At 64.4% G+C, this 21,521-nt stretch carries 21 protein-coding genes; 11 read left to right on the top strand and 10 right to left on the bottom strand.

Annotation, left to right across the window (positions count from 1 at the left end):
• Window positions 1-102: 102 nt before the first annotated feature.
• The 3 genes from BLW05_RS11610 to BLW05_RS11600 are packed head-to-tail and all read right to left on the bottom strand — an operon-like array spanning window position 103 to window position 2,462.
• On the bottom strand, window positions 103-951 hold the full coding sequence (locus BLW05_RS11610) for a fumarylacetoacetate hydrolase family protein (protein WP_093162673.1): 849 nt from the start codon (window positions 949-951) through the stop codon (window positions 103-105).
• A gap of 33 nt (window positions 952-984) precedes the next feature.
• On the bottom strand, window positions 985-1,731 hold the full coding sequence (locus BLW05_RS11605; protein ID WP_093162672.1) for an SDR family NAD(P)-dependent oxidoreductase: 747 nt from the start codon (window positions 1,729-1,731) through the stop codon (window positions 985-987).
• On the bottom strand, window positions 1,728-2,462 hold the full coding sequence (locus BLW05_RS11600) for an SDR family oxidoreductase (protein WP_093162670.1): 735 nt from the start codon (window positions 2,460-2,462) through the stop codon (window positions 1,728-1,730). The genes BLW05_RS11605 and BLW05_RS11600 overlap by 4 nt, the downstream gene beginning before the upstream one ends.
• A 164-nt stretch (window positions 2,463-2,626) precedes the next feature.
• Between BLW05_RS11600 and BLW05_RS11595 the strand changes: the two genes are divergently transcribed.
• The 4 genes from BLW05_RS11595 to BLW05_RS11580 all read left to right on the top strand — a co-directional run bounded on the left by BLW05_RS11595 (window position 2,627) and on the right by BLW05_RS11580 (window position 6,596).
• The gene (locus tag BLW05_RS11595; RefSeq protein ID WP_093162668.1) at window positions 2,627-3,328 is read left to right on the top strand and encodes a FadR/GntR family transcriptional regulator; all 702 of its coding nucleotides are present in this window, start codon (window positions 2,627-2,629) and stop codon (window positions 3,326-3,328) included.
• A 70-nt stretch (window positions 3,329-3,398) separates the two neighbouring features.
• The gene (locus BLW05_RS11590) at window positions 3,399-4,925 is read left to right on the top strand and encodes a UxaA family hydrolase (RefSeq protein ID WP_093162667.1); all 1,527 of its coding nucleotides are present in this window, start codon (window positions 3,399-3,401) and stop codon (window positions 4,923-4,925) included.
• A gap of 12 nt (window positions 4,926-4,937) precedes the next feature.
• The gene (locus BLW05_RS11585; protein ID WP_093162665.1) at window positions 4,938-5,996 is read left to right on the top strand and encodes a malate/lactate/ureidoglycolate dehydrogenase; all 1,059 of its coding nucleotides are present in this window, start codon (window positions 4,938-4,940) and stop codon (window positions 5,994-5,996) included.
• A gap of 249 nt (window positions 5,997-6,245) precedes the next feature.
• Entirely contained in the window at window positions 6,246-6,596 is a 351-nt protein-coding gene (locus tag BLW05_RS11580; protein ID WP_093162663.1) for an alpha/beta hydrolase, read from the top strand.
• A gap of 64 nt (window positions 6,597-6,660) precedes the next feature.
• On the opposite strand, the gene BLW05_RS11575 is transcribed toward BLW05_RS11580, so the two are convergent.
• Window positions 6,661-8,022, bottom strand: a complete 1,362-nt coding sequence (locus tag BLW05_RS11575; RefSeq protein ID WP_177142628.1) for a TAXI family TRAP transporter solute-binding subunit — start codon at window positions 8,020-8,022, stop codon at window positions 6,661-6,663.
• Between the two features lie 136 nt (window positions 8,023-8,158).
• Between BLW05_RS11575 and BLW05_RS11570 the strand changes: the two genes are divergently transcribed.
• Entirely contained in the window at window positions 8,159-8,560 is a 402-nt protein-coding gene (locus BLW05_RS11570; RefSeq protein ID WP_093162661.1) for a YjjA family protein, read from the top strand.
• Between the two features lie 118 nt (window positions 8,561-8,678).
• On the opposite strand, the gene mobQ is transcribed toward BLW05_RS11570, so the two are convergent.
• Window positions 8,679-9,650 carry a MobQ family relaxase gene (gene mobQ, locus BLW05_RS11565; protein ID WP_093162660.1) on the bottom strand — a complete coding sequence of 324 codons (972 nt, stop codon included), beginning with the start codon at window positions 9,648-9,650 and terminating at the stop codon, window positions 8,679-8,681.
• A gap of 204 nt (window positions 9,651-9,854) precedes the next feature.
• Between mobQ and BLW05_RS35360 the strand changes: the two genes are divergently transcribed.
• Window positions 9,855-10,190 (top strand): hypothetical protein, encoded by a 336-nt coding sequence (locus BLW05_RS35360; RefSeq protein WP_143044816.1) that lies wholly within the window; start codon window positions 9,855-9,857, stop codon window positions 10,188-10,190.
• A 333-nt stretch (window positions 10,191-10,523) separates the two neighbouring features.
• Here the strand turns inward: BLW05_RS35360 and slmA are convergent, their stop codons facing one another.
• Entirely contained in the window at window positions 10,524-11,168 is a 645-nt protein-coding gene (gene slmA / locus BLW05_RS11560) for a nucleoid occlusion factor SlmA (RefSeq protein ID WP_093162658.1), read from the bottom strand.
• 121 nt (window positions 11,169-11,289) lie between these two features.
• On the opposite strand from slmA, the gene galE reads away from it, so the two are divergent.
• Window positions 11,290-12,309 carry a UDP-glucose 4-epimerase GalE gene (gene galE / locus BLW05_RS11555; RefSeq protein WP_093162657.1) on the top strand — a complete coding sequence of 340 codons (1,020 nt, stop codon included), beginning with the start codon at window positions 11,290-11,292 and terminating at the stop codon, window positions 12,307-12,309.
• 65 nt (window positions 12,310-12,374) lie between these two features.
• Here galE and argB read toward each other — a convergent pair whose 3' ends face one another.
• Together argB and BLW05_RS11545 are read right to left on the bottom strand one after the other, a co-directional pair.
• Window positions 12,375-13,268, bottom strand: coding sequence for an acetylglutamate kinase (argB, locus tag BLW05_RS11550; RefSeq protein ID WP_093162655.1), 894 nt, complete (start codon window positions 13,266-13,268; stop codon window positions 12,375-12,377).
• 50 nt (window positions 13,269-13,318) lie between these two features.
• On the bottom strand, window positions 13,319-14,413 hold the full coding sequence (locus BLW05_RS11545) for a glycosyltransferase family 4 protein (protein ID WP_093162654.1): 1,095 nt from the start codon (window positions 14,411-14,413) through the stop codon (window positions 13,319-13,321).
• Window positions 14,414-14,457: 44 nt separating this feature from the next.
• Here BLW05_RS11545 and BLW05_RS11540 point away from each other — a divergent pair, with 44 nt between their 5' ends.
• A complete protein-coding gene (locus tag BLW05_RS11540; protein ID WP_093162652.1) occupies window positions 14,458-15,210 on the top strand; it encodes a glycosyltransferase family 2 protein in 753 nt (250 codons plus the stop codon).
• 2 nt (window positions 15,211-15,212) lie between these two features.
• On the opposite strand, the gene BLW05_RS11535 is transcribed toward BLW05_RS11540, so the two are convergent.
• Window positions 15,213-16,199, bottom strand: coding sequence for a glycosyltransferase family 2 protein (locus BLW05_RS11535; RefSeq protein WP_256330200.1), 987 nt, complete (start codon window positions 16,197-16,199; stop codon window positions 15,213-15,215).
• A gap of 153 nt (window positions 16,200-16,352) precedes the next feature.
• On the opposite strand from BLW05_RS11535, the gene BLW05_RS11530 reads away from it, so the two are divergent.
• Genes BLW05_RS11530 through BLW05_RS11520 form a run of 3 tightly spaced genes read left to right on the top strand, consistent with a single transcriptional unit; the run spans window position 16,353 to window position 19,282 of the window.
• On the top strand, window positions 16,353-17,771 hold the full coding sequence (locus BLW05_RS11530) for a mannose-1-phosphate guanylyltransferase/mannose-6-phosphate isomerase (RefSeq protein WP_093163146.1): 1,419 nt from the start codon (window positions 16,353-16,355) through the stop codon (window positions 17,769-17,771).
• Complete coding sequence (locus tag BLW05_RS11525; protein WP_093162649.1) at window positions 17,768-18,571, top strand: ABC transporter permease; 804 nt, start codon at window positions 17,768-17,770, stop codon at window positions 18,569-18,571. Before BLW05_RS11530 ends, BLW05_RS11525 begins: the two co-directional genes overlap by 4 nt.
• Window positions 18,572-18,577: 6 nt before the next feature.
• The gene (locus tag BLW05_RS11520; RefSeq protein ID WP_093162648.1) at window positions 18,578-19,282 is read left to right on the top strand and encodes an ABC transporter ATP-binding protein; all 705 of its coding nucleotides are present in this window, start codon (window positions 18,578-18,580) and stop codon (window positions 19,280-19,282) included.
• 12 nt (window positions 19,283-19,294) lie between these two features.
• Here BLW05_RS11520 and BLW05_RS11515 read toward each other — a convergent pair whose 3' ends face one another.
• Window positions 19,295-21,343 carry a glycosyltransferase family 4 protein gene (locus tag BLW05_RS11515; RefSeq protein WP_256330199.1) on the bottom strand — a complete coding sequence of 683 codons (2,049 nt, stop codon included), beginning with the start codon at window positions 21,341-21,343 and terminating at the stop codon, window positions 19,295-19,297.
• Between the last annotated feature and the right edge of the window lie 178 nt (window positions 21,344-21,521).

Genomic DNA, 21,521 nt, shown 5'->3' with positions numbered 1-21,521 from the left:
GCAGAGCGACACGATGCGTTACCCGCTCGCATCGGGCAACTTGACGACTGTCTAGAGCAAGAGTCTTCCGTGGCCGCGGCCTGATTCGGCCACGGCCACATTTCAGAGCTTGAACGGAATCACTTCCTGCCGCTGCTCGCCCAGGCCTTCGATGCCGAGCGTCATCACGTCGCCCTTCTTCAGGAAGACCGGCGGCTTCATGCCCATGCCGACGCCGGGCGGCGTGCCGGTGGTGATGACATCGCCGGGCTCCAGCGTGTTGAGCTGGCTCACGTAGCTCACGAGCTTTGCCACGTTGAAGATCATGGTCCGGGTGTTGCCGGTCTGCATGCGCTGGCCGTTGACATCGAGCCACATCGCGAGCTTCTGCGGGTTGGGCACCTCGTCGCGCGTGACCAGCCAGGGGCCGATGGGGCCGAAGGTGTCGAAGCCCTTGCCCTTGTCCCAGGTGAGGCCGTGCTCGAGCTGCCACTCGCGCTCGCTCACGTCATTGATGATGCAGTAGCCCGCCACGTGGTTGAGCGCGTCCTTCTGCGAGACGTAGCGCGCGCGGGTGCCGATCACCACGCCGAGCTCGACCTCCCAGTCGCCCTTGACCGAGCCTTTCGGCAGCATCACGGGGTCGTTCGGCCCCTGGATGCAGCTGTTGGCCTTGGTGAACACCACCGGCTCCTTCGGAATGGGCATGCCCGATTCCGCCGCGTGGTCCGCATAGTTGAGACCGATGGCAATGAACTTGCCGACGTTCGCGACCGGGCTGCCGTAGCGCGGCTTGCCCTTGACGAGCGGGAGCTTGTCGACCTTCACCTTGCGCAGCTTGGCAAGCGCGGCATCGCCGAGCTGCTCGGGTCCGATGTCCTTGACCACCGCGCTCAGGTCGCGCAGCTTGCCTTCGCCATCGATGAGGCCTGGCTTCTCCTTGCCCGGGTTGCCATAGCGAACGAGTTTCATCAGTCTGTCCTTTCGTAGTGCTTGAAATCGGTGTCAGTAAGTGGAGCGGCCGCCGGAGAGATCGAACACTGCGCCGGTCGAGAAGGAACACTCCTCGGTACAAAGCCACGCGACCATGGCCGCGATCTCCTCGATCTTGCCAAAGCGGCCCATCGGGATTTTCGACAACATGAAGGCGATGTGGTCCGGCGACATCTGGTCGAAGATGGCGGTCTTCACCGCGGCCGGCGTCACGCAATTGACGCGCACCCCCGTGTCGGCGAGCTCCTTGCCGAGCGACTTGGTGAGTGCGATCAGGCCGGCCTTGCTGGCGCTGTAGGCGCTGGCGTTGGGATTGCCGTCCTTGCCCGCGACCGAGGCGATGTTGACGATGCGACCGTAGCCTTGCGAGCGCATCTGGCCGACGACCTCCCGGCAGCAGATGAAGGGGCCGTTCAGATTCACGTCCATCACCTCCCGCCAGGCGTCGACCGGATAGTCCCACAGCCGCGTGTTCGGCCCGGTGATGCCCGCGCTGTTGACCAGCGCGTCGATGCGCCCTGCCTGCGCCAGCGTGGCCGCGACCGCCTCCGCGACAGAAGGCTGCTGGGTCACGTCGACCGGGAGCGCGAAGGCCTTGGCGCCGAGCGACCAGGCCGCTTTGGTGGCAGCTTCGCCGTTGCGGTCCCAGATGGTCACGCTGCCGCCGGAAGCAAGCAGGCGCTGCGCGATGCCGTAGCCGAGGCCGGTCGCACCACCGGTGATGACGGCGTGCCGGCCGGAGAAGTCCAGCTGGTTCATATCGTGATGCCGCCGTCGACCGAATAGGCCTGCCCGGTGACGAACTGCGATTCGTCGCTCGCGAGGAAGACGACCAGCGGCGCGATTTCCTCCGCCCGCGCCAGGCGGCCCATCGGCTGCCTGGCAATGAATGCCTTGCGCGCTTCCACCGGATCGGCATTGGCGTTGATGCGGTCGGTGAGCGATGGCGTGTCGACGGTGCCCGGGCACACCGCATTGCAGCGGATGCCCTGCGCCACGTAGTCCGCCGCGATGCTCTTGGTCAGGCCGATCACGGCCGCCTTGGTGGTCCCGTAGACGCAGCGGTTGGGCAAGCCCTTGATGCTCGAACACACGCTGGCCATGTTGATGATGCTGCCCTGCCCCTTCGCGAGCATGCCGGGCAGCACCGCCCTGATCATGCGGAACTGCGCGCGCACGTTGAGGTGAAAGGCGAAGTCGAGGTCCTCGTCACTCGCCTGCAGCGCCGCGCCGTTGTGCACCACGCCCGCGCAGTTGAAGAGCACGTCGAGCGCGGGAATGCCCTTGACGAACGCATTGATCGCATCCTTGTCGAGCACATCGAGCCTCGCGACGTGGATGTTGGCAATGCCCACATGGCGCTCGAGCAGTTTCTCGTTCACGTCGGTCGCCCAGACCTGCGCACCTTCCGCCGCGAGTGCGAGCGCGCTTGCATGGCCTATGCCCTGCCCGGCCGCGGTCACGAGCGCGGTCTTGCCCTGGAGTCTCATGGAGTGTCCTCGTTGAAGCTTGTCGAATGGCCTGCTGTCGCAGCGGCTGACTTGTTCAGGGTTTCGCCCGATGGCTGCCGCACGGTCCGCTCCGTATTCTGAATTGGCCTGACCACTTGTCCAATTCAGGGACAACCCTAAAGCCAGAAATCCACGCCCCCGCCGTGCCTCTCCAGACCGTCGAGCCCCGTCGCCTCTACCGGCAGATCGCCGACCAGCTGCGCACCCTGATCGCGAGCGGCGAGTTCGCGATCGGCGACCGTCTGCCGGCCGAGCGTGATCTCTCCCACCAGCTCGGTGTGAGCCGGCCCTCGGTGCGCGAAGCGCTCATCGCGCTGGAGGTGGAGGGCTGGGTCGAAGTCCGGACGGGCTCGGGCGTCTACGTGCTCGACCGTTCGCATCGCGCCGCCGAGCCTGTCGCCGCCGCGGAATGGGGCCCGCTCGAACTCATTCGCGCGCGCCGGGTGGTCGAGGGCGAGACGGCGGCGCTCGCGGCGACGCTCGGCAAGCGAAAGGACGTCGACGCGATGACGCGCGCGATCGACGCCATGCGCGACATGGCCGACCGCAGCGTCATGCCGCTCGAAGGCGACCGGGCTTTTCACCTCGCGATCGTCGATGCCTGCGGCAACGTGGTGCTCTCGGAGACGGTGCAAGCCTTCTGGGACTCGCGCAAGGGGCCGATCTTCACTCGGCTCGGCGGCTACTTCGAAACCGTCAAGTCGTGGCGCAGCGCGATCGCCGAGCACGAAGCGATCCGCGACGCCATCGCAGCCCGCGATGCCGACGCCGCGCGCCGCGCCATGCACGAGCACATGGACAAGTCGCACCAGCGATTCAGCGCGAGCTGGCGAAAGGCCAAATGACCACCCCCGTTGCTTGCTCACTTCGGCTGCAATGTGCGCAGCGCAGCGGAATGACAAAAGGACAAACACCATGAACCCCTTTATCCGTCTCCATCCCGCCGACGACGTCGTGATCGCGCGCGGCCAGTTGCTCGGTGGCACGCCCGTCGAAGGCGTGACCGCGCGCGGGCTGATCCCGCCGGGCCACAAGATCGCGGTGCGTGCAATTGCGCAGGGCGAGCCGGTGCGGCGCTACAACCAGATCATCGGCTTCGCGAGCCGGCCGATCGCGCCGGGCGAGCACGTGCACACGCATAACCTCGACATGGGGCCGGACAAGGGCCACTTCGATCGCGACTATGCCTTCGGCGCCGACGTCAAGACGCCGCCCGCGCGCCGCGAAGCAAGCTTCATGGGTATCCGCCGCGCGGACGGACGCGTGGCGACGCGCAACTACATCGGTGTGCTGACCAGCGTCAACTGTTCCGCCACGGCAGCCCGCGCGATCGCGGACCACTTCTCGCGCAAGATCAATCCGGCGGCGCTCTCGTCCTTTTCGAACGTCGATGGCGTGGTGGCCCTCACGCACGGCACCGGCTGCGGCATGGACACCGGCGGGCTCGGCATGCAGATCCTCGAACGCACGCTCACCGGCTACGCAACGCACCCGAACTTCGCGGCGGTGCTCGTCGTCGGGCTGGGCTGCGAGGCGAACCAGATCAACGCATGGCTCGCGACCGGCAATCTCAAGGAAGGCGAGAACCTGCGCGTCTTCAACATCCAGGACACAGGCGGCACCCGAAAGACGGTCGAGAAAGGCATCGCGCTGATCAACGAGATGCTGCCGCGCGCCAATGCAGTGAAGCGCGAGCCCTGCAGCGCCTCGCACATCACGATCGGGCTGCAGTGCGGCGGATCGGACGGCTATTCGGGCATCAGCGCCAATCCTGCCCTCGGTGCGGCTGTGGATCTTCTGGTGGCGCACGGCGGCACCGCGATCCTTTCCGAAACGCCGGAGGTGTACGGCGCCGAGCACCTGCTCACGCGCCGCGCGGTGCGCCGCGAGGTCGGCGAAAAGCTGGTCGAGCGCATCCGCTGGTGGGAGCACTACACCGCCATCAACGAGGGCGAGATGAACAACAACCCGTCGCCCGGCAACAAGGCCGGCGGGCTCACGACCATCCTCGAGAAGTCGCTCGGCGCGGTCGCCAAGGGCGGCACCAGCAACCTCGAAGCGGTGTACGAGTACGCCGAGCCCGTCACCGCGCACGGCTTCGTCTACATGGACACGCCCGGCTACGACCCGGTCAGCGCCACCGGGCAGGTGGCAGGCGGCGCAAACATGATCTGCTTCACCACCGGACGCGGCTCCGCCTACGGCTGCGCGCCTTCGCCTTCACTCAAGCTCGCGACCAACTCGGCACTCTGGCAGCGCCAGGAAGAGGACATGGACATCAACTGCGGCGAGATCGTCGAAGGCACGGTGTCGATCCAGGATATGGGGCAGCGCATCTTCGATCTGGTGCTGGCCACAGCGTCCGGCGAGGCCTCGAAGAGCGAGAAGCACGGCTATGGCCAGAACGAATTCGTGCCGTGGCAAGTCGGCGCAGTCATGTAAGAAAGAGACCCCATGTCCAGAACGATCCAGGCATCCACCCTGCGAAAGCAGGTCGCAGCCATCATCCAGGCCGCCGGGAGTTCCCCGGCCGAGGCCGAACAAGTCGCATCCAACCTCGTGCTGGCCAATCTGAGCGGGCACGATTCGCACGGGGTCGGCATGGTGCCGCGCTATGTCGATGCAGTGGCCGAGGGCGGACTCAAGCCGAACGCCGCCATCAAGGTCAAGCTCGATGCGGGCGCAATGCTTGCAATCGACGGACAGCACGGTTACGGGCAGATCGTCGGCGTGCAGGCGATGGAGCTGGGCATCGCGCGCGCGAAGCAGCACGGGAGTTGCATCGTGTCGCTGGCCGAATCGCATCACCTGGGGCGCATCGGGCATTTCGCGGAAATGGCGACAGCGCAAGGACTGGTGTCGATGCACTTCGTCAACGTGCTGTCGCGGCCGGTGGTCGCTCCGTGGGGCGGCGGCGACGGACGCTTCGGCACCAACCCCTGCTGCATCGGCGTGCCGCTGGCGGGTGCAGAGCCCTTCATCCTCGACTTCGCGACCAGCCGCGTGGCGCAGGGCAAGATGCGCGTCGCGCACAACAAGGGCGAACGCGTGCCCCCCGGCTACCTGATCGACGAGCACGGCGCGCCGACGAACGATCCGGGCGTGGTCGTGGTGCCGCAGAGCAACGGGCTTTTCGGTGCGCTCCTGACCTTCGGCGAGCACAAGGGCTATGGCATGGCGGTGGCTTGCGAACTGCTGGGCGGCGCGCTGACGGGTGGCGGCACATGGCATCGGCCGGCCGACACGGCGCGCACGGTGCTCAACGGAATGCTCGCTGTCCTCATCGATCCCGCGAAGCTGGGAACAAAGGCCGCCTTCGAGCAAGAGGCACGGGCCTTCATCGAGTGGCTGCGGCAGAGCCCGCCGGGCGCCGGGTTCGACGCGGTGCAGATTGCAGGCGAGCCCGAACGCCGTGCCCGCGCGGCTCGCGAGCAGGGTGGCATCTGGCTCGACGATGCGACCTGGGGCGAGATCGCCGAAGCCGCAAAGAAGGTCGGCGTCACCGTCGATTGACGGGTTTCCGATGCGTTTCGGCGCCCGGCGGCACCGCCGGCACGCCGGTCGATTGTTTCCAATTCGGTGACGCCGCGCTTCCTTTTCTGAGGGTTTTTACTTAGAAAAATCGCGCAAACTTCATCCCACGGATCAGCCAACACGCTGATCTGGGCGAACAGGCACTGAGCGCTGTGGCCATCCCGAAGGATGGCAACACACCCCGCGACCGGTTCGGAATCGTCCAAACGCATTGAAGGAAAACCTGACATGAAGACCTCGAAGATCCTCGCAGCGGCTGCTCTCTCCCTCTTGGCCGTCGCTGGTGCCAACGCCGAAACGTACGACGGCGTGCATCCCCTGACCACCGCCAACAGCCGCGCCGAAGTTCAGAGCGGGGCCGTGGCTGCCGCCCGCGCCGGCAATGCGTACGGCGATGCCGCTGACGCAGGCGTCGAAACCGTCGCATCGACCACCAATCGCGCCGTTGTGCAAGAACAGGCTGTCGCGGCTGCCCACAACCCGCTGCAAAGCCTGGACCGCCGCGCCTTCTACCGCGACCAAGTGCCTGCGGCTTACCTGAAGCCGAAGGTTTCGTTCACCCGCCAGGCCGCCCTGTAATCCGCATCGGGGCAATGAAAAGCCGGGACCGCAGCGATGCGGCTCCGGCTTTTTTCATGTGCGCTCACCGGGCATCGCGGCGATCGCCGGCAGCTTCCATCTGCCGGTTCAACTGCGCGCGGACGTAGTCCACGTGCTGGCGCAACGTGTAGACCCGGTCCGAGAAATCCAGGGGGAACTTGGTCTCGATAATCTCTTCCTCGATGTGGTCGAGCCGTGACAACGCTTCGCCGCGCTCCGCGGCGTCGAGCTTGCGCGACGCGAGATCCTGCTCCAGGAACTTCAGCTCGCCATAGCGCCGGTACAGCCGGCTGCGCCGTCGCCATCCGATGAGCCCAGGCAGCACGCGCCCCAGCGGCACGAGGATCGCCACCAAGGGCACCAGCAGGAGAAGCAGCCGCTGCACGTAGTTGGCGGCCCAGAACGGCAGGTAGTTCTGGAGGAAGGGCCGGCCATGCTTGAAGTACCGGTCGGCCTGGTCCGACAAGGGGAAGTCCGTCCCCTGCGCGCTCGGGAAGTCGTCCGGCCGGTTGATCAGGCTGGGCTGCCGGTGCACCTGCCGCGCGGCTTCGAGCAGCAGATAGGTCAGTGCCGGATGCAGTTCATCGCGCACGACGAGGTTGGCCGTCGTCGCCAGCAGGCTGACGTCCTGTGCGGGCAAGTCGAGCTTCGGATTGACGGAGCCCCGCTTCAGGCTGACCGGCCGGAAGTACGGATAGCGGCGCGCCAGACCCTCGACGTGGTCGAGCGACGCCAGCCGCACGGCCGGATCGGCAAGTAGCTTCTGTACTGCCGGAGCCTGCGGCGCCGCGATGATGATCACCGCGTCGACCTCGCCCTTTGCCAGTTGCTCCGCGGCGGCAAGGCCGCCAGAGTTCACGAAGGCCGTGCCATCGACCGCACCTTGTTGTCCGTCGGGCACGGTGATGCCATAGACGGCCAGCAACTGGTGAGCGACCTGATAGTTGCCGCTGCCCGCCACGCCGACCGCGATTCGCTTGCCGGCGAGCGCTTCGAGCCCCTTCGACACGTCGAGGGTGCGCGTGAAGATCCAGACCGGCTCGAAGGCCACCGTCGCCAGCGAGCGCAGCGGCGTCGAGTCCGCCGACGCGTCGGGGTCGAGCGCGAGGACGCCCGTGCCGCCCTGCACGAACGCCACCTCGACCGTGCCGTCATTGAGCCGCTGCAGGTTCTCGACACCGCCGCTCGAGGGCTTCAGTTCGAGCCGGATGCCCTCGGCCTTCAGGAGCTCCTGATAGCGCAGGCCGAAGCGGTGATAGGCGCCGTCGGTGGCGCCGGTGCTCATCACGATCATGCGCGGCGGCAGCGGGCTCACGTAGCGGACGACGAACCAGATCGCCACGGCGAGCGCAGCGATCAACGCGAGCCAGAGGACGAGTCGTCGGCCCGTAGGCAGCGTTGGCATTGCCGGAGTCTTCATGCGTCAACAGGCGCTCGCGTTGGGATTTCCTCATTCTGCCCACGAACTGTTGCAATGTCGTCTCGGTCCCGCCTTGGGCTTGCGCTAGTCTTCGCGAGCTTTTCAATTCAAGGAGGCGCGTATGAATCACTTCATCCGACACGGTTTGGCACTCGTCTTTGTCGGCGCCCTCGGCTGCGCGCACGCGCAGGGTCTGGACGCTCTCAAGGGCCTCGCCGGAGGCGCGGGTTCGGGCACCGGATCGATGGCCTCGGGCAGCCTTGGCAACGCCGCGGGCGTGCTGGAGTACTGCCTGAAGAACAACTACCTCAGCGGCGCGAACGCCTCGTCGGTCAAGGATCAGCTCATGAGCAAGATCCCCGGCGGCCAACCGGCCAAGGACACCGGCTACGTCGATGGATCGAAGGGCATCCTGACGAACAGCGACGGCAAGAAGATGGACCTGACCGGCGGCGGCCTCAAGGCCGAACTCACCAAGAAGGCCTGCGACTTCGTCCTGAACCAGGCGAAATCGATGATCTGATCCCCCGCCGCATTGCTAAGCCAGTAACCTGTACTTCGACGCTGGCGCCGCAACGGACTGACGGATTTCTGAATCGCTCGGCATTATTCGCCTCCGCTCCAAGCGCTTGAAGTGAGGTTCAGAATCTCGGGACGTCTGCGCGTGCATCGTCATCAAATTCATCTTCTAGCGACGAATCCGGCGGGTCCTGCGCAAGTCTTAACACCTCAGGGGCTTGCTCGAGGCTCGAGGTTTGACATTCGCGTGATTCGATCTCGAGAGGAAGCTCAATAAGATTTCGCTCGCACGCCTCCTGGATTTTTTCCAAATCTCTTTTTCCACATACTATTTCATCATCCAAATCCAGCGGCACTGGCTTCTTCGAGATCGACTCTAGTCGGCTATTCTCCCATTCAATCTTCTGATCCAATTCCAGCCTTCGTCGAGACGGGAGATTGGTGCGACGCTCAAAGTTTGTGGCGGCGGAACCCAAATGAACTGTGGGAGCCCGCAAAATTCCTTGCGCACGAAGAGTACGATGATCGACACGCTTGGTGTGTCCTGCTCGGCGCAAGTGTTCGTTTTGAATCTCGGCAAATCGCTGACGCCACCACGCTACCTCGCCGCTCTTGACTACATCAAGCTCCCTAGTCTTCTCGGTAAAGCCCTCTCGTTCCAGGCGGCGGGTAGTGCAAAGAATATGGGCATGATAATTTTTCCGGTGTCCTCGACGGCTAGGCTCATGAAGGCATAGATCCACCGCGCAACGATGACGCGCCACGATCTCCCGGGCGAAATCAACCGCGAAGGCTCGACGCTGATATTCATCCAGCTCTGCCGGGATTGCTACCTCAAACTCACGCGCTACCGTCGAATTCACTCGTGTTTCCTTTTGCTCGACTGCATTCCATAACAGTTCGCGATCCTTGGCCCAGCTCGGCGCGCCGGGCGGAACCAATATTTCTGCATGTACGACTCCGCTCTTTCGAGAGAAATCGAAAATGACGCCCGTGCGGCGGTCGACGATCTTTTGAGCGGCACGGTACGCGGCGGCTGCCGTCGCACGACGGCCCCGCGACCGCGAGAGGCACTTTACGGAGAAATGATACATGGCGAACTCTTGTCCAAGCAATTTTCAGATGTCGTCACTGCATCCTAGCCGCCAGCACGGATTCGCGAGAAAAAGTTTTCAAAGTTTGCATAAGTGCGCCCTTCACCGACTTGGCGTGTGCTTGCCTCTCCCCTCGCCGCAAAAAAAAAACACCACTGCAGGGGCTCCCTCCCTACACTTCAGATCACGAGCAAAGGAGATCCGGTGACAGCAGTGAACGAGAGAATCGCCCAGCTACAGCTGAAGTTGAAACAACTCGAGCAAAAACGAGATCAGCTCATCCAAGTCGCCAAGCGTGAAGAGTTAGTAAAACTGGAACGCACACGCCGAGACGAGAGTAGACGAAAATATCTGATCGGCTCAATCATTCTTGAGAAAATCAAGACCGGAAAAATTGATGGCGCCCGGTTCTTCGCGTCGATGGTTTCGACCCTGGAGAGGGGCGATGACCGAAGATTGTTTGAATGCTCGCAAGCTGAGTATCTTCGCGGACACCAACCTGCAGATAAAGTTCGCGCCACTCCTCAATACCCGGATTGAGGTTTATGCCCAGCGGGAATGGGCCAGAATGAGTGCGGTACTGCAGCGCTAGTCTCTCTCCGCCAAAGCCATCAAAGAGAGCAACCAACTGAGCAAGCCGATGCCATCACCGGAGTTTTCGCTAAAAAATGGGACGGCATTTGCCTCATTTCGAGAAAGGTGGCTTTTGTCTTTCGGCCACCGCACCCCACCCTGCCCTGCCCTGCCCTGCCCTGCCCGCCGGCAATATCTCGACTTTGGCAGGGGCAGGCAAGAGGGACACCGCGCTGTGCTAGCGCTACGGGGCGGCTAATTGCACACAGACAAGCCTGTATTACCTCAAGGGTCTTCGCATCAAAGCATTAGGGCGACAACCGCATCCAGATGTTCGGATGGCGCTCGTCGGAATCCAGACCGAGCAAATCGTTGGAGTCGTCCGACTATGAAAGCAACGAGTGCGGAAGCGCGGATCTGCGCATCGATCGTCGGCGCCGCAGCACCATCGCCAGCGGCCGCGTCGCGCAGCACCTGGCGCAGCGTGGCCTCGATTTTGTCGAAGAACTGGTTCATTCGGTTCTGCAGCCGCTCGTTCTCGAACACCAGCGCATCGCCGACCATCACGCGGGTCATGCCCGGGTTCTTCTCGGCGAACTGCACCACCATCGCAACGATGCGGGCAGCCTGGTCGCGGCCCGCACCCTCGCGCTCGACGATCTGGTTGACGAGGGTGAACACGCTCTGCTCGATGAAGTCGATTAGCCCCTCGAACATCTGCGCCTTGCTGGCGAAGTGCCGGTAGAGCGCGGCCTCACTTACTTCGAGTCGCGCGGCCAGCGCCGCGGTGGTCACGCGTTCGGCGCCGGGCTGCTCGAGCATGGACGCCAAGGCCTGGAGAATCTGCACGCGCCGTTCTCCCGGCTTGGGCCGCTTTCTCATCGGTGCGGCCACCGGATCTGAACTGCTGGGGGCGCCAACGGCGCTGGGCTCGTCGTTCTGCATGGGCACGCGCAAAATGTAAAAAAATGATTCTCGCACACGGCTGTTAGCGGCTGCCAACCGGACAAGCCCTGCTTGTCGCGCAGAATCGACACATCCTTTCAATCGACCAGGATCGAATTCGATGAGCGCAACCATTCTTGTCACCGGCGGCGCCGGCTTCATCGGCAGCCATACCTGCGTGGCCCTGGCGCAGGCGGGCTACACGCCGGCGATCCTGGACAACCTCGTCAACAGCGATGTGCGGGTGCTCGACCGACTCGAACAGATCACGGGCAAGAGGCCGCAATTCATCGAAGGCGACGTCCGCGACCGTGCCCTGCTCGACAGGTTGTTCCGCGACCTGCGCATTGGCGGCGTCATCCACTTCGCGGGGCTGAAAGCGGTGGGCGACTCCGTGGCAGACCCGGTCACCTACTACGACAACAACGTCAACGGCACCCTGGTACTGGCGGCCGCGATGCAGGCCGCCAGTGTGCGCACGCTGATCTTCTCTTCGTCAGCGACGGTCTACGGCGACCCCGAGCGTTCGCCGATCCCTGAGAACGCGGCGCTGCGCCCGGCCAATCCGTACGGGTGGTCGAAGCTGATGGTCGAACAGGCCCTGTCCGACCTGCAGCACGCCCACCCTGACTGGAGCGTCGCGCTGCTGCGCTACTTCAATCCGGTCGGCGCCCACGAAAGCGGCCTGATCGGCGAGCACCCGCAGGGCAAGCCCAACAACCTGATGCCGTTCGTGTGCCAGGTCGCCGTCGGATTGCGGGAAAAGCTTGCGGTGCACGGCGGCGACTACCCCACCGCCGATGGCACAGGGGTGCGCGACTACGTGCACGTGATGGACCTCGCCGAGGGCCATGTGGCCGCACTGCGGCATGCGGAAAAGCAGCCGGGACTGCTCAAGGTCAACCTCGGCACCGGCGAGGGCGCGTCGGTGCTCGATGTGGTGAAGGCCTTCGAGCGCGCGAGCGGCCGGCCACTGAACTACGAAATCGGGCCCCGTCGGCCCGGCGATGTTCCGGCTTACTGGGCCGACCCGTCACTGGCCCAGAGCGTTCTGGGCTGGCGCGCCCATCGCGGCCTGGACCAGATGTGCGCCGATAGCTGGCGCTGGCAGCAAGCCAACCCGAACGGGTATCAAAGCTAACCCCAGGCCTGCCCACTTCGTGTGGCCGCCAGCCCCCGGTAGGGGGCGGCAGCTTGGGGGCAAGCCTACCTCGCCCGAATCATCGTGCCGAACGCCTGCTCGGTCAGGATCTCCAGGAGCATCGCGTGCGGCACGCGGCCGTCGATGATGTGGACCGCATTGACGCCGCTCTTGGCCGCGTCGAGCGCACCCTCGATCTTCGGCAGCATGCCGCCGGAGATCGTGCCGTCGGCGAAGAGCTCGTCGATCTCGCGCGCGCTCAGGTCGGTCAGGAGATTGCCGTTCTTGTCGAGCACGCCGGGTGTGTTGGTGAGCATCATCAGCTTCTCGGCCTTGAGCACCGTGGCCAGCTTGCCAGCAACGACGTCGGCGTTGATGTTGTAGCTCTCGTTCGCCTCGCCGAAGCCGATCGGGCTCACGACCGGGATGAAGGCGTCGTCCTGCAGCGCCTTGACCACGCTCGGGTCGATCGAGACGATGTCGCCGACCTGGCCCACGTCATGGTGCAGGTTGGGATCGTTCCGGTCGGCCATCTTGAGCTTCTGCGCACGGATCAGGCCGCCGTCGCGGCCGGTCAATCCCACCGCCTTGCCACCAGCCTGGTTGATGAGGCCCACGATGTCCTGCTGGACTTCTCCGGCCAGCACCCACTCGACGACCTCCATGGTCTCGGAGTCCGTGACGCGCATGCCCTGGATGAAGTGGCCCTTCTTGCCAAGCCGGTTGAGGGCCGCCTCGATCTGCGGGCCGCCGCCGTGCACCACCACCGGGTTCATGCCGACGAGCTTGAGCAGCACCACGTCTTCCGCGAAGTCGGCCTGCAGTTCGGGATCGGTCATGGCGTTGCCGCCGTACTTGATGACGATGGTCTTGCCGTGGAACTTGCGGATGTACGGCAGCGCCTGGGCCAGGATTTCGGCCTTGTCGCGGGGGGCAATGTTGATGGCGGAATCTGTCATGGTGGGCAGTCGAAAGACGAAGTCCGGATTCGGGAATTGTGGCGCGGAACTCAGGGCCGCAGCCAGCGCGGCACCTTGAAGCGCACGATCATGAGATAGGCGGACACGTAGGTCGCGATGAAGAGGATGCAGAAGGCGATCAGCACGATGGTGTTGTTCCAGAACAGCACCGCCGGCACCACCGTCAGCGCAGCGAAGATCCACAGGTACGGCGAGGTCCGGTTGTTTCGCGCGAGCATCTGGCGTGCCTCGTCGTCCGCAAACGCCACGCGAACGATGCGCCGAAAGATCAACTGGTGGAAATGCAGCGCATCCGCCATACCCGGGGACTGGCCGCGCGCGACCTTGCGGTAGATGGAGAACACCGTCTCCCACACCGGATAGATCAGCAGCAGCATCGGAAACCACGGCGAAACGACCCGGTGCCGCTGCACCAGCGTGACCGCCGCAATGGCGATGACCATGCCCCAGACATAGGCGCCGCCGTCGCCGGCGAAGATCTTGCCCCGGGGGTAGTTCCACATCAGGAAGCCCACCGTGGCGCCGACCAGGCAGATCACCATCGCCGCAAGCTGCCGGTCGCCGACCTGCAGCGCCACGTGCGAGATCGCCAGGCACACGAGCACGGCGACGGTCCCGGCGAGGCCGTTGTAGCCGTCGATGATGTTGAAAGCATGTGGCAGGCCGCCGATCGCCAGCGCCGCGAACACAAGCGCCACGTAGGGCATCGCCTGCAGCCAACCGTCGAGCATCGGAAGGCCGGTACGGTACACGCCGATGTTGAGCACCCAGCACACCACCAGTGCGCAACCGATCGTCAGACTGAGCCGGTAGCGGACGGAGACCTGCTGCGTCACGTCCTCGATGATGCCGCCGAGCACCGCCGGCGAGATGCACAGCAGCGTGAGAAGCGACGTCTTGAGCGGCCACGACACATTAAAGGGATCGGAGGGGAACCCGGCGACCAGCCACGCCACCCCCATCCCCATCAGGATGCCCGCGCCGCCGAGGCGCGGCACGTGCCCCTTGTGAAAGCGCTGCGGCATGTCGGCCGCGTAGCGCCTCGCATGCCGGCGCGCGCGTCGCATGAAGATCTGCACGCCCAAGGCGGAGATGAGAAAACTGATGACGATCAATGCAATCATGGGTATGGGGCGGGAACCCTAGAATTCCCGGGCGAAATTAGACCATGCCGACGCCCGCCCCTACCCTGACCCAACCCATCACCGTGTCGATCGTGAGCCACGGCCAGCTCGATCTGATACGCCCGCTGATGGATCAGCTCGATCGGTTCAGCGGTCGCCAGATCGCCAAGGTCGTGCTCACGATCAACATCCCCGAGCCCGACCTGCTGGCAGGCATGCAATGGGGATTCGAGGTCGAGCGGATCGAGAACCCGTCGCCCAAGGGTTTCGGCGCCAACCACAACCAGGCCTTCGAACGCTGCAGCACACCGTGGTTCCTGGTGCTCAATCCGGACATTCGCTTCGACGACGACGTGCTCGGCCCGCTCGTGTCGCAGGCGCGTGCCGACAGCGGTCTTCTGGCGCCGCGGATTCTGGAGCCGGGCAAGTCGGTGGCCGAGCAGCACCGCGCGATCATCACGCCGCTGGAGATCGTCTCGCGCAAGCGTGCCAGCTACGTCCGCCCCGCCGTGCCCGCGTGGATTCCGGGTCTCTTCATGCTGTTCCGCTCGAACGCCTACCGCGAGATTCACGGCTTCGACGAACGGTTCTTCATGTACGGCGAGGATTTCGACATCTGCGCCCGGCTTCGCCTGGCAGGCTGGCGCCTCCAGATTGCAGAAGACCTGCAGGCCCGGCACGACGCACAGCGCGCCAGCCACCGTAGCAAACGGCACCTCTACTGGCATCTCACGAGCCTGCTGAAGGTCTGGACCTCCCCGGCCTTCTGGCGATATCGGCGGCTCCCGCCGGCCTGAATTCAAGGCGCTTCGAAAAAGTCGCGAACGATGCCGCGAAAGCCGCGGCCGAACCGGTCGTAGCGACCGGTCATGATTTCGCGCAGCATGGGCACGCAACGCGCCATGCGCGAAGCCGGCAATGCGGCGCGGTAACGCTGGTGCTGGAGCTTCAGCCGCGTCTTCTCGATGGTCTCCGCCGAGACCTTCTCTTTCAGTTCGAGCAGGCGCGCGAGGAGAAGCTCGGCCTTGTAGGCGCGCTTGACGTGGATGTCGCCCCGCGAGCCGATGGCCTTGCGAACCTTGTCGACAAAGGCATCGCGACTCGCGCCGACCTGGTTGGTGTCGTGCTGGCGGTATTCGATCAGTTGGTCTTCCAGCAGGTCGACGCGCCCGATGGCCGACGCGATGATTCCGAGCCATTCGTCATGCAGCCATTCGGCAGGAAACGGCAGCGCCTCGCCGAGCAGGCGCCGGCGAAAGAGTGTCGTGGCGCCCGTCACCAGATTCCTGCGGAGAAGCACGTCGAATGCCCTGCCGCCATGAACGCGCTCGAGTTCGATGCGCTTGACCTCGAGTGCATGGAAGAGCGTCTGGCCAAGGTCCCTGCGCTGCGCATCCACCAGACGCGCGTCGGAATGCAGGAGCAACAGGTCAGGCCGACGCTCGAATTCCGCCACCATCCGTTCCAGCCGATCCGGGACCCAGACGTCGTCCTGGTCGCTGAGCGCGATCAGATCGCCACTGCAGGCCCGTACCGCCTGCTCGAAATTCTTGGTGACGCGCAGCGGCGTGGTGTTTTCCAGGACGCGCAGGGCCATGGAGCCCCCGGACCGCTCGTTGTTGAATGCGTCGACGGTCTGCCGCGCGATCTCGACACACCCGTCGCTCGAAGCGTCGTCCGAAATCACGATCTCGGCGGGCGGCCGGGTTTGCTGGCAGATGCTGAGAACCTGCTCGCGGATGAATCGCGCCCCGTTGTAGGTGCAAAGGGCCACCGAAACGGACACGGGAGGATCGGGAATGGGACTCAAGAGGTGCCTTGGAATACCGGAAAAGAGCGCGCGGAGGCGAGGCATTATCCTCGCGCCCCGCGACAGGCGAGATCGGGCGAATCCTGGCTCACCGGTAAAATCGCGGCCCTCCAAACCTCTAGGACAATGATGCGAGTGCTCTCAGTGGTTCTCTCGGGAGGCTCCGGCTCCAGGCTCTGGCCTCTTTCCAGACAGGCTTTCCCGAAGCCCTTCATGAAGCTCGGTGGCTCCACGCTGCTGCAGAAGGCCATCGAGCGCGGACAGGCTTGCGGCACGGGCGACCTCATGGTCGTGACCAACAAGGACCACCTGTTTCTGACCAAGGACGTGCTGCGCCAGATGGCGGACCCGCCGCAGGCCACGATCCTGCTCGAGCCCAAGGGCCGCAATACCGCGCCCGCCATTGCACTCGCGGCGCTCCAGTGCACCCGGCAATTCAGCGGCGACACGGTCATGCTCGTGCTGTCGGCCGACCATCTGGTCCCCGACGTGGAGGCTTTCGTGGCCAGCGCGAGCCAGGCCTTCAGGCTTGCGGCACAAGGCAATCTGGTTGTCTTCGGCGTCAGCCCCACCAGCCCCGACACCGGATTCGGCTACATCGAAGTGGAGCATGTGTCGCGCGAAAGCCAGCGCGCCATCCGCTTCGTCGAGAAGCCCGACCTGCAGACCGCGCAGGAATACCTCGCGACCGGCCGCTACTACTGGAACAGCGGCATGTTCTGCTTCACGGCGGACGCCATCCTGGCTGCGCTTGAAAAGCATGCACCCGAGGTGGTCAACGCCGCCCGTCGCGCACTCGACGGGTCGAAGACCGTCGACGACACCGTGCAGTTCGACCTGCACGCGTTCGGCCTCCAGCCGGACATCAGCATCGACTACGCGGTCATGGAGCACGCCCAGAACGTTCATGTCGTCCCGGCGAAATTCGGCTGGAGCGACGTCGGCTCCTGGCCCGCGGTCGCCAATGCGCATTCGTCGGACGCCAGTGGAAACACCATGCCTGCCGACGTCGTCGCGATCGACACGACGGGCACCCACGTGCAGGTCGACAGCCATGGCCCGAAGGTGGTCGCCACCCTGGGCATCCGCGATCTCGTGATCGTCGACACGCCGGACGCCCTGCTCGTCGCACACAAGAACAACGCGCAGCAGGTCAAGCAGGTCGTCGACACGCTGAAGAGCCGCGGGCACGAAACCGTGACTCTTCCCGCGGTGGTCCATCGCCCATGGGGAACCTACGCCTCCCTGAAGGAAGAGGACGGCTACAAGGTCAAGCGCATCACGGTCAAGCCGGGTGAGTCGCTCTCGCTGCAGTACCACCATCAGCGCGCCGAGCACTGGGTCGTGGTGAAGGGCACCGCGATGGTCCAGATCGGGGACGTCGAACACAAGACGCTGCCGGGCGAATACCGCTACATCCCGCTCAAGGAAAAGCATCGCCTGACCAATATCGGCAAGGACGAACTGGTGCTCATCGAAGTCCAGTGCGGGGGCTATCTTGGCGAAGACGACATCGTGCGTCTGGCCGACACTTACGGACGCGCATGAGTCAAGCACATTCCAATCTGCACCGCACCGCCTGGGGCGACTGGTGGGAAGGAACCCGCCGCACCGACATCTGGTGGACGCTGGCGTGGTTCGACATCGTCCTGCGCTACCGCCGCTCCATGCTCGGCCCACTGTGGCTGACGCTCAGCATGGCGGCGATGATCGGCGGCATGGGGCCGCTCTACAGCGCCCTGTTCGGCACCGAGCTTTCGAAGTTCTTCCCTCACCTGGCACTCGGCATCATCTTCTGGAACTTCCTCTCCAGCATGGTGAACGACTCGTGCAATGCCTTCGTCGGCTCCGGAAACTATCTCAAGCAGGGCTACTTTCCGATCAGCCTGTTCGTCTGGCGAAGCATGGCGCGCAACCTGATCCAGTTCGCGCACCAGATCGTCATCTACATTCCCGTCGCCCTGTGGGCCGGCATCTCGCTCTCATCGCACGTACTGCTGTTCGTGCCCGCGTTCCTGCTGCTCATGGTGAACGCACAAGCGCTCGGGCTAATGCTGGGCCTGGTCTGCACGCGTTATCGCGACATCACCCAGATCGTCACCAGCGTGATGCAGATGCTGATGTTCCTGACACCGGTCTTCTGGCTGCCTGAAACGCTGCCCGGGCGTGGGCAGTACATCCTGTACAACCCGCTCGCCCAGATGCTCGACCTGCTGCGCGCGCCGCTGATGGGCAACGTCTCCGCCGCCCACAACTGGTGGGGCATTCTCGGCTGGACCGCGATCAACCTCGTCCTTGCCAGCATGCTCTTCTCGAAGTACCGGCGCCGGGTCGTTTACTGGCTGTAAAAAAGCATGGCACTCATCTCCCTCAAAGACGTCTCAGTCAACTTCCCCATCTACGGAGCGGGCGCTGCGTCATTCAAGAAGACGCTGGCGGCATCCGTCACCGGCGGCCGCTTCGGCAAGGAAACCGGCGTCAACGTGGTGCAGGCGCTCGGCGGCATCAATCTCGAACTGAAGAGCGGCGACCGCCTGGGCCTCGTCGGGCACAACGGCGCCGGCAAATCCACGCTGCTTCGCACGCTCGCCGGCGTCTATGAACCGTCGGCGGGCGAGTTCGTCCGTCAAGGCACCATCGCGAGCCTGATCGACCCCTCGCTGGGCATCGAGCCCGACGCCACCGGCATCGAGAACATCATGCTGCGCGGCCTGGTGATGGGCATGAGCAAGAAGAAGATCGATTCGCTCACGGACGATATCTGCGAATTCAGCGGGCTCGGCGAGTACGTCAACATGCCGGTGCGCACCTATTCCACCGGCATGCTGATGCGGCTGGCCTTTTCCATCTCCACCAGCGTCGAGGCGGACATCCTGCTGATGGACGAATGGCTTTCGGTGGGCGACGCCGAGTTCACGCACAAGGCGGAGCAACGGATGAAGGACGTGGTCTCGAAGTCCGGCATCCTGGTGCTCGCATCGCATTCGCCCGAGCTCATCGCCAAGGAATGCAACCGGGTCATTCACCTCGAGCACGGCCGCATCGTCTCGACCTCGTGAGTCGGATGCGGATCAGGGCGCCGGGCGGCGCAGCGCCCTGATTTCCTCCAGCCGGCTCGCGATCCGCGCGCCCGCGGCCGGGAGCGAGAGATTGGCTTCGGCACTCGCCTTGGCGCGAGCGCCGAGTTCCCGGGCCCATTCCTGGTTTTCGTAGAGGCGCCTCATGAGCCTGGCCGCCTCATCGACGGACGGATCGGCCCATTCCAGGTCTGCCCCGTAGGGCGGGATCGGCTTGCCGAGTTTCACGAGTTCGTAAGGCACGAGCAGGCTGTTGTCCTCGTCCATGAAGTCGACGTTGCCGGAGAAGTTGGTCGCGATCACCGGCTTGCCCATCAGCATCGCCTCGGCCATCGTCAGCCCCAGGCCCTCGCTGCGGTGGAGTGAGACGTACGCGTCGCAGGCGTCCATCAGGGACAGCACCTCGTCGGGGCTGTAGACCTGGTCGATCACGGTAATGTTCGCGCCTACGGCCGCCTCGCGAAGCTCGGCCATCTGTGCCGGGAAGCGCTCGCCGAACGAGGTCTTGAGAACGAGCCGCACCGCGTCTTCCTGCCGGAACGCCTTCTTGAACGACTCGATCAGGCCCAGCGGGTTCTTGCGCTCCATCACGCTCACCATGTGAAAGGTGAAGAGGAACGTGAATGGCCCATCGCTCAGACCGAAATGAGCGCGGCGCCTGCGCTCGAACGGCGCCAGCTTGACGCCGGGGAACAGCGTGCGCACGGGAATGGAAAGACGTTCGCGCAATCCACGGGCAACGAACTCGGTCGCCGCCCAGACTTCATCGACCCGGCTGGCATGCGCGACCCACGACTCCGGAATGGAATCGAACTCCCAGTACCAGTAGGCGATGCGGTAGGGCCGAGGTTTGCGCTCGAAAAGATCCGCACGCCGATAGGCCTGGTCGAAGAACGGCTCGGGCTGGACGTGAATCACGGTCACGTCGTGGCATTCGGCGCCGCGGAACAGGGCATGGTGCGGGTCGTCCTTGGCGTCCGTCCGGACGTCGCGCAGCGAAGTCGACACGCCCACAGCCTCCAGGCCCTCGACCATCGATTCGACCGAGACGCGGAGGCCGGACGGATAGCAGAAGTGGCCGATGACGTTGAGGCCCAGCGCGGCGAGTTGGGTGCTCACGCGCGCCTTGTCGAGTTGGGCGCACCACGTATGCGCGGCTTCGGACAATTCGGCCTCCGAAGTCGCCAGCCACGCGAGCAGGCCGCGCGCGGCATCTTCGCTCGACAGCGCGTCCGGATGGCGGGAACGCCACGCGCTTCGCGCCCAATAGCCGATGCGGACCTGAGCTGCCGGCTCTTGCCAATCGGGCCAGGACTGCGGGTCCGTCCAGGCCCCCGATGCGCCATATTCCGCGCGGAACCAGGCTGCAAAATCCTCGCGTCCGAACACCGTCAGGCCGTCCGGGTGCCGCTGCTGCCACGCAGGCGTAAACGAATACGCCAGCATGAGCTCGTGGCGGGCATCCCGCTCGGCTTCCAGAAAGAGCCACCAGACCTCCTCGAGGCGCAGGCCGTATTCCTTGCGGCCGGAACGCATGAACCAGCGAAGAAGATCGTGCATCCCCGCCGGGGTCAAGCCATGGGGCAGCACGGCGACCAATGCGACATTAGCGAGGAAAGCCTGCCTTGCGCGATCACTGGGGCCGGACTTCAAGGCCTCGAGAACATGGTTGGTGGCCGCGTCGGACAGGCCCAATTCAGCAGCGCCTTCCTCGCGAATCCAGGTCCCGAAGTCTCCCTCCGGGCCGGCGCTGATCCCATTCGGGAACCTCGCACGGAGGTCTTCGCGCCTGCGCCACGCATCAACGCAAAAGCGAACTGCCGACCAACGATCGACCACATCCGCCGGCGTGACTGGCGACCACAGGATGTCGGCCTTCGGCAAACCGACCGATCGCGCCACCACGTCGTCGTCGAAGAGATCCAGCGATTGCGCATGCGCGACCTGCGCGCCTCGCTGGCGCAGAGCAATTCGCGCCTGCTCTTTCTTGACGAAAGGCGCCAGTCCCGCCCTGGCCTGCGCTTCGGTGACGGCACGTCTCAACCGCCCTCGCACACGCTGCAAAATGCGCCACGACGACTTCAATGGCATGCAACCCTCCGGTCATCCGGAAACGGTCGAAACAAGGGGGGATTACATCTTGTCATCACTGAGGGAAATCGAAGTTGGGCGAGTTTAGTCGCGGTTACGAGAGGCTTCCGGAGCCCCCTTAGAATCGTTG

This window comes from Variovorax sp. YR216 (assembly GCF_900107745.1).
Lineage (GTDB): Bacteria > Pseudomonadota > Gammaproteobacteria > Burkholderiales > Burkholderiaceae_C > Variovorax.
The sequence above is the reverse complement of the archived record's forward strand: the minus strand, read 5'-3'. Positions and strand labels throughout refer to the sequence as shown.

Excerpts from the sequence above, each read along its gene's own strand:
- BLW05_RS11530 (WP_093163146.1), top strand. The coding sequence starts at position 16,353 with ATGCGAGTGCTCTCAGTGGTTCTCTCGGGAGGCTCCGGCTCCAGGCTC.
- BLW05_RS11605 (WP_093162672.1), bottom strand. The coding sequence starts at position 1,731 with ATGAACCAGCTGGACTTCTCCGGCCGGCACGCCGTCATCACCGGTGGT.
- BLW05_RS11520 (WP_093162648.1), top strand. The coding sequence starts at position 18,578 with ATGGCACTCATCTCCCTCAAAGACGTCTCAGTCAACTTCCCCATCTAC.
- mobQ (WP_093162660.1), bottom strand. The coding sequence starts at position 9,650 with ATGTATCATTTCTCCGTAAAGTGCCTCTCGCGGTCGCGGGGCCGTCGT.
- BLW05_RS11580 (WP_093162663.1), top strand. The coding sequence starts at position 6,246 with ATGAAGACCTCGAAGATCCTCGCAGCGGCTGCTCTCTCCCTCTTGGCC.
- BLW05_RS11600 (WP_093162670.1), bottom strand. The coding sequence starts at position 2,462 with ATGAGACTCCAGGGCAAGACCGCGCTCGTGACCGCGGCCGGGCAGGGC.
- argB (WP_093162655.1), bottom strand. The coding sequence starts at position 13,268 with ATGACAGATTCCGCCATCAACATTGCCCCCCGCGACAAGGCCGAAATC.
- BLW05_RS11575 (WP_177142628.1), bottom strand. The coding sequence starts at position 8,022 with ATGCCAACGCTGCCTACGGGCCGACGACTCGTCCTCTGGCTCGCGTTG.
- BLW05_RS11545 (WP_093162654.1), bottom strand. The coding sequence starts at position 14,413 with ATGATTGCATTGATCGTCATCAGTTTTCTCATCTCCGCCTTGGGCGTG.
- BLW05_RS11525 (WP_093162649.1), top strand. The coding sequence starts at position 17,768 with ATGAGTCAAGCACATTCCAATCTGCACCGCACCGCCTGGGGCGACTGG.
- BLW05_RS11540 (WP_093162652.1), top strand. The coding sequence starts at position 14,458 with ATGCCGACGCCCGCCCCTACCCTGACCCAACCCATCACCGTGTCGATC.
- galE (WP_093162657.1), top strand. The coding sequence starts at position 11,290 with ATGAGCGCAACCATTCTTGTCACCGGCGGCGCCGGCTTCATCGGCAGC.
- slmA (WP_093162658.1), bottom strand. The coding sequence starts at position 11,168 with ATGCAGAACGACGAGCCCAGCGCCGTTGGCGCCCCCAGCAGTTCAGAT.
- BLW05_RS11570 (WP_093162661.1), top strand. The coding sequence starts at position 8,159 with ATGAATCACTTCATCCGACACGGTTTGGCACTCGTCTTTGTCGGCGCC.
- BLW05_RS11610 (WP_093162673.1), bottom strand. The coding sequence starts at position 951 with ATGAAACTCGTTCGCTATGGCAACCCGGGCAAGGAGAAGCCAGGCCTC.
- BLW05_RS11590 (WP_093162667.1), top strand. The coding sequence starts at position 3,399 with ATGAACCCCTTTATCCGTCTCCATCCCGCCGACGACGTCGTGATCGCG.
- BLW05_RS11585 (WP_093162665.1), top strand. The coding sequence starts at position 4,938 with ATGTCCAGAACGATCCAGGCATCCACCCTGCGAAAGCAGGTCGCAGCC.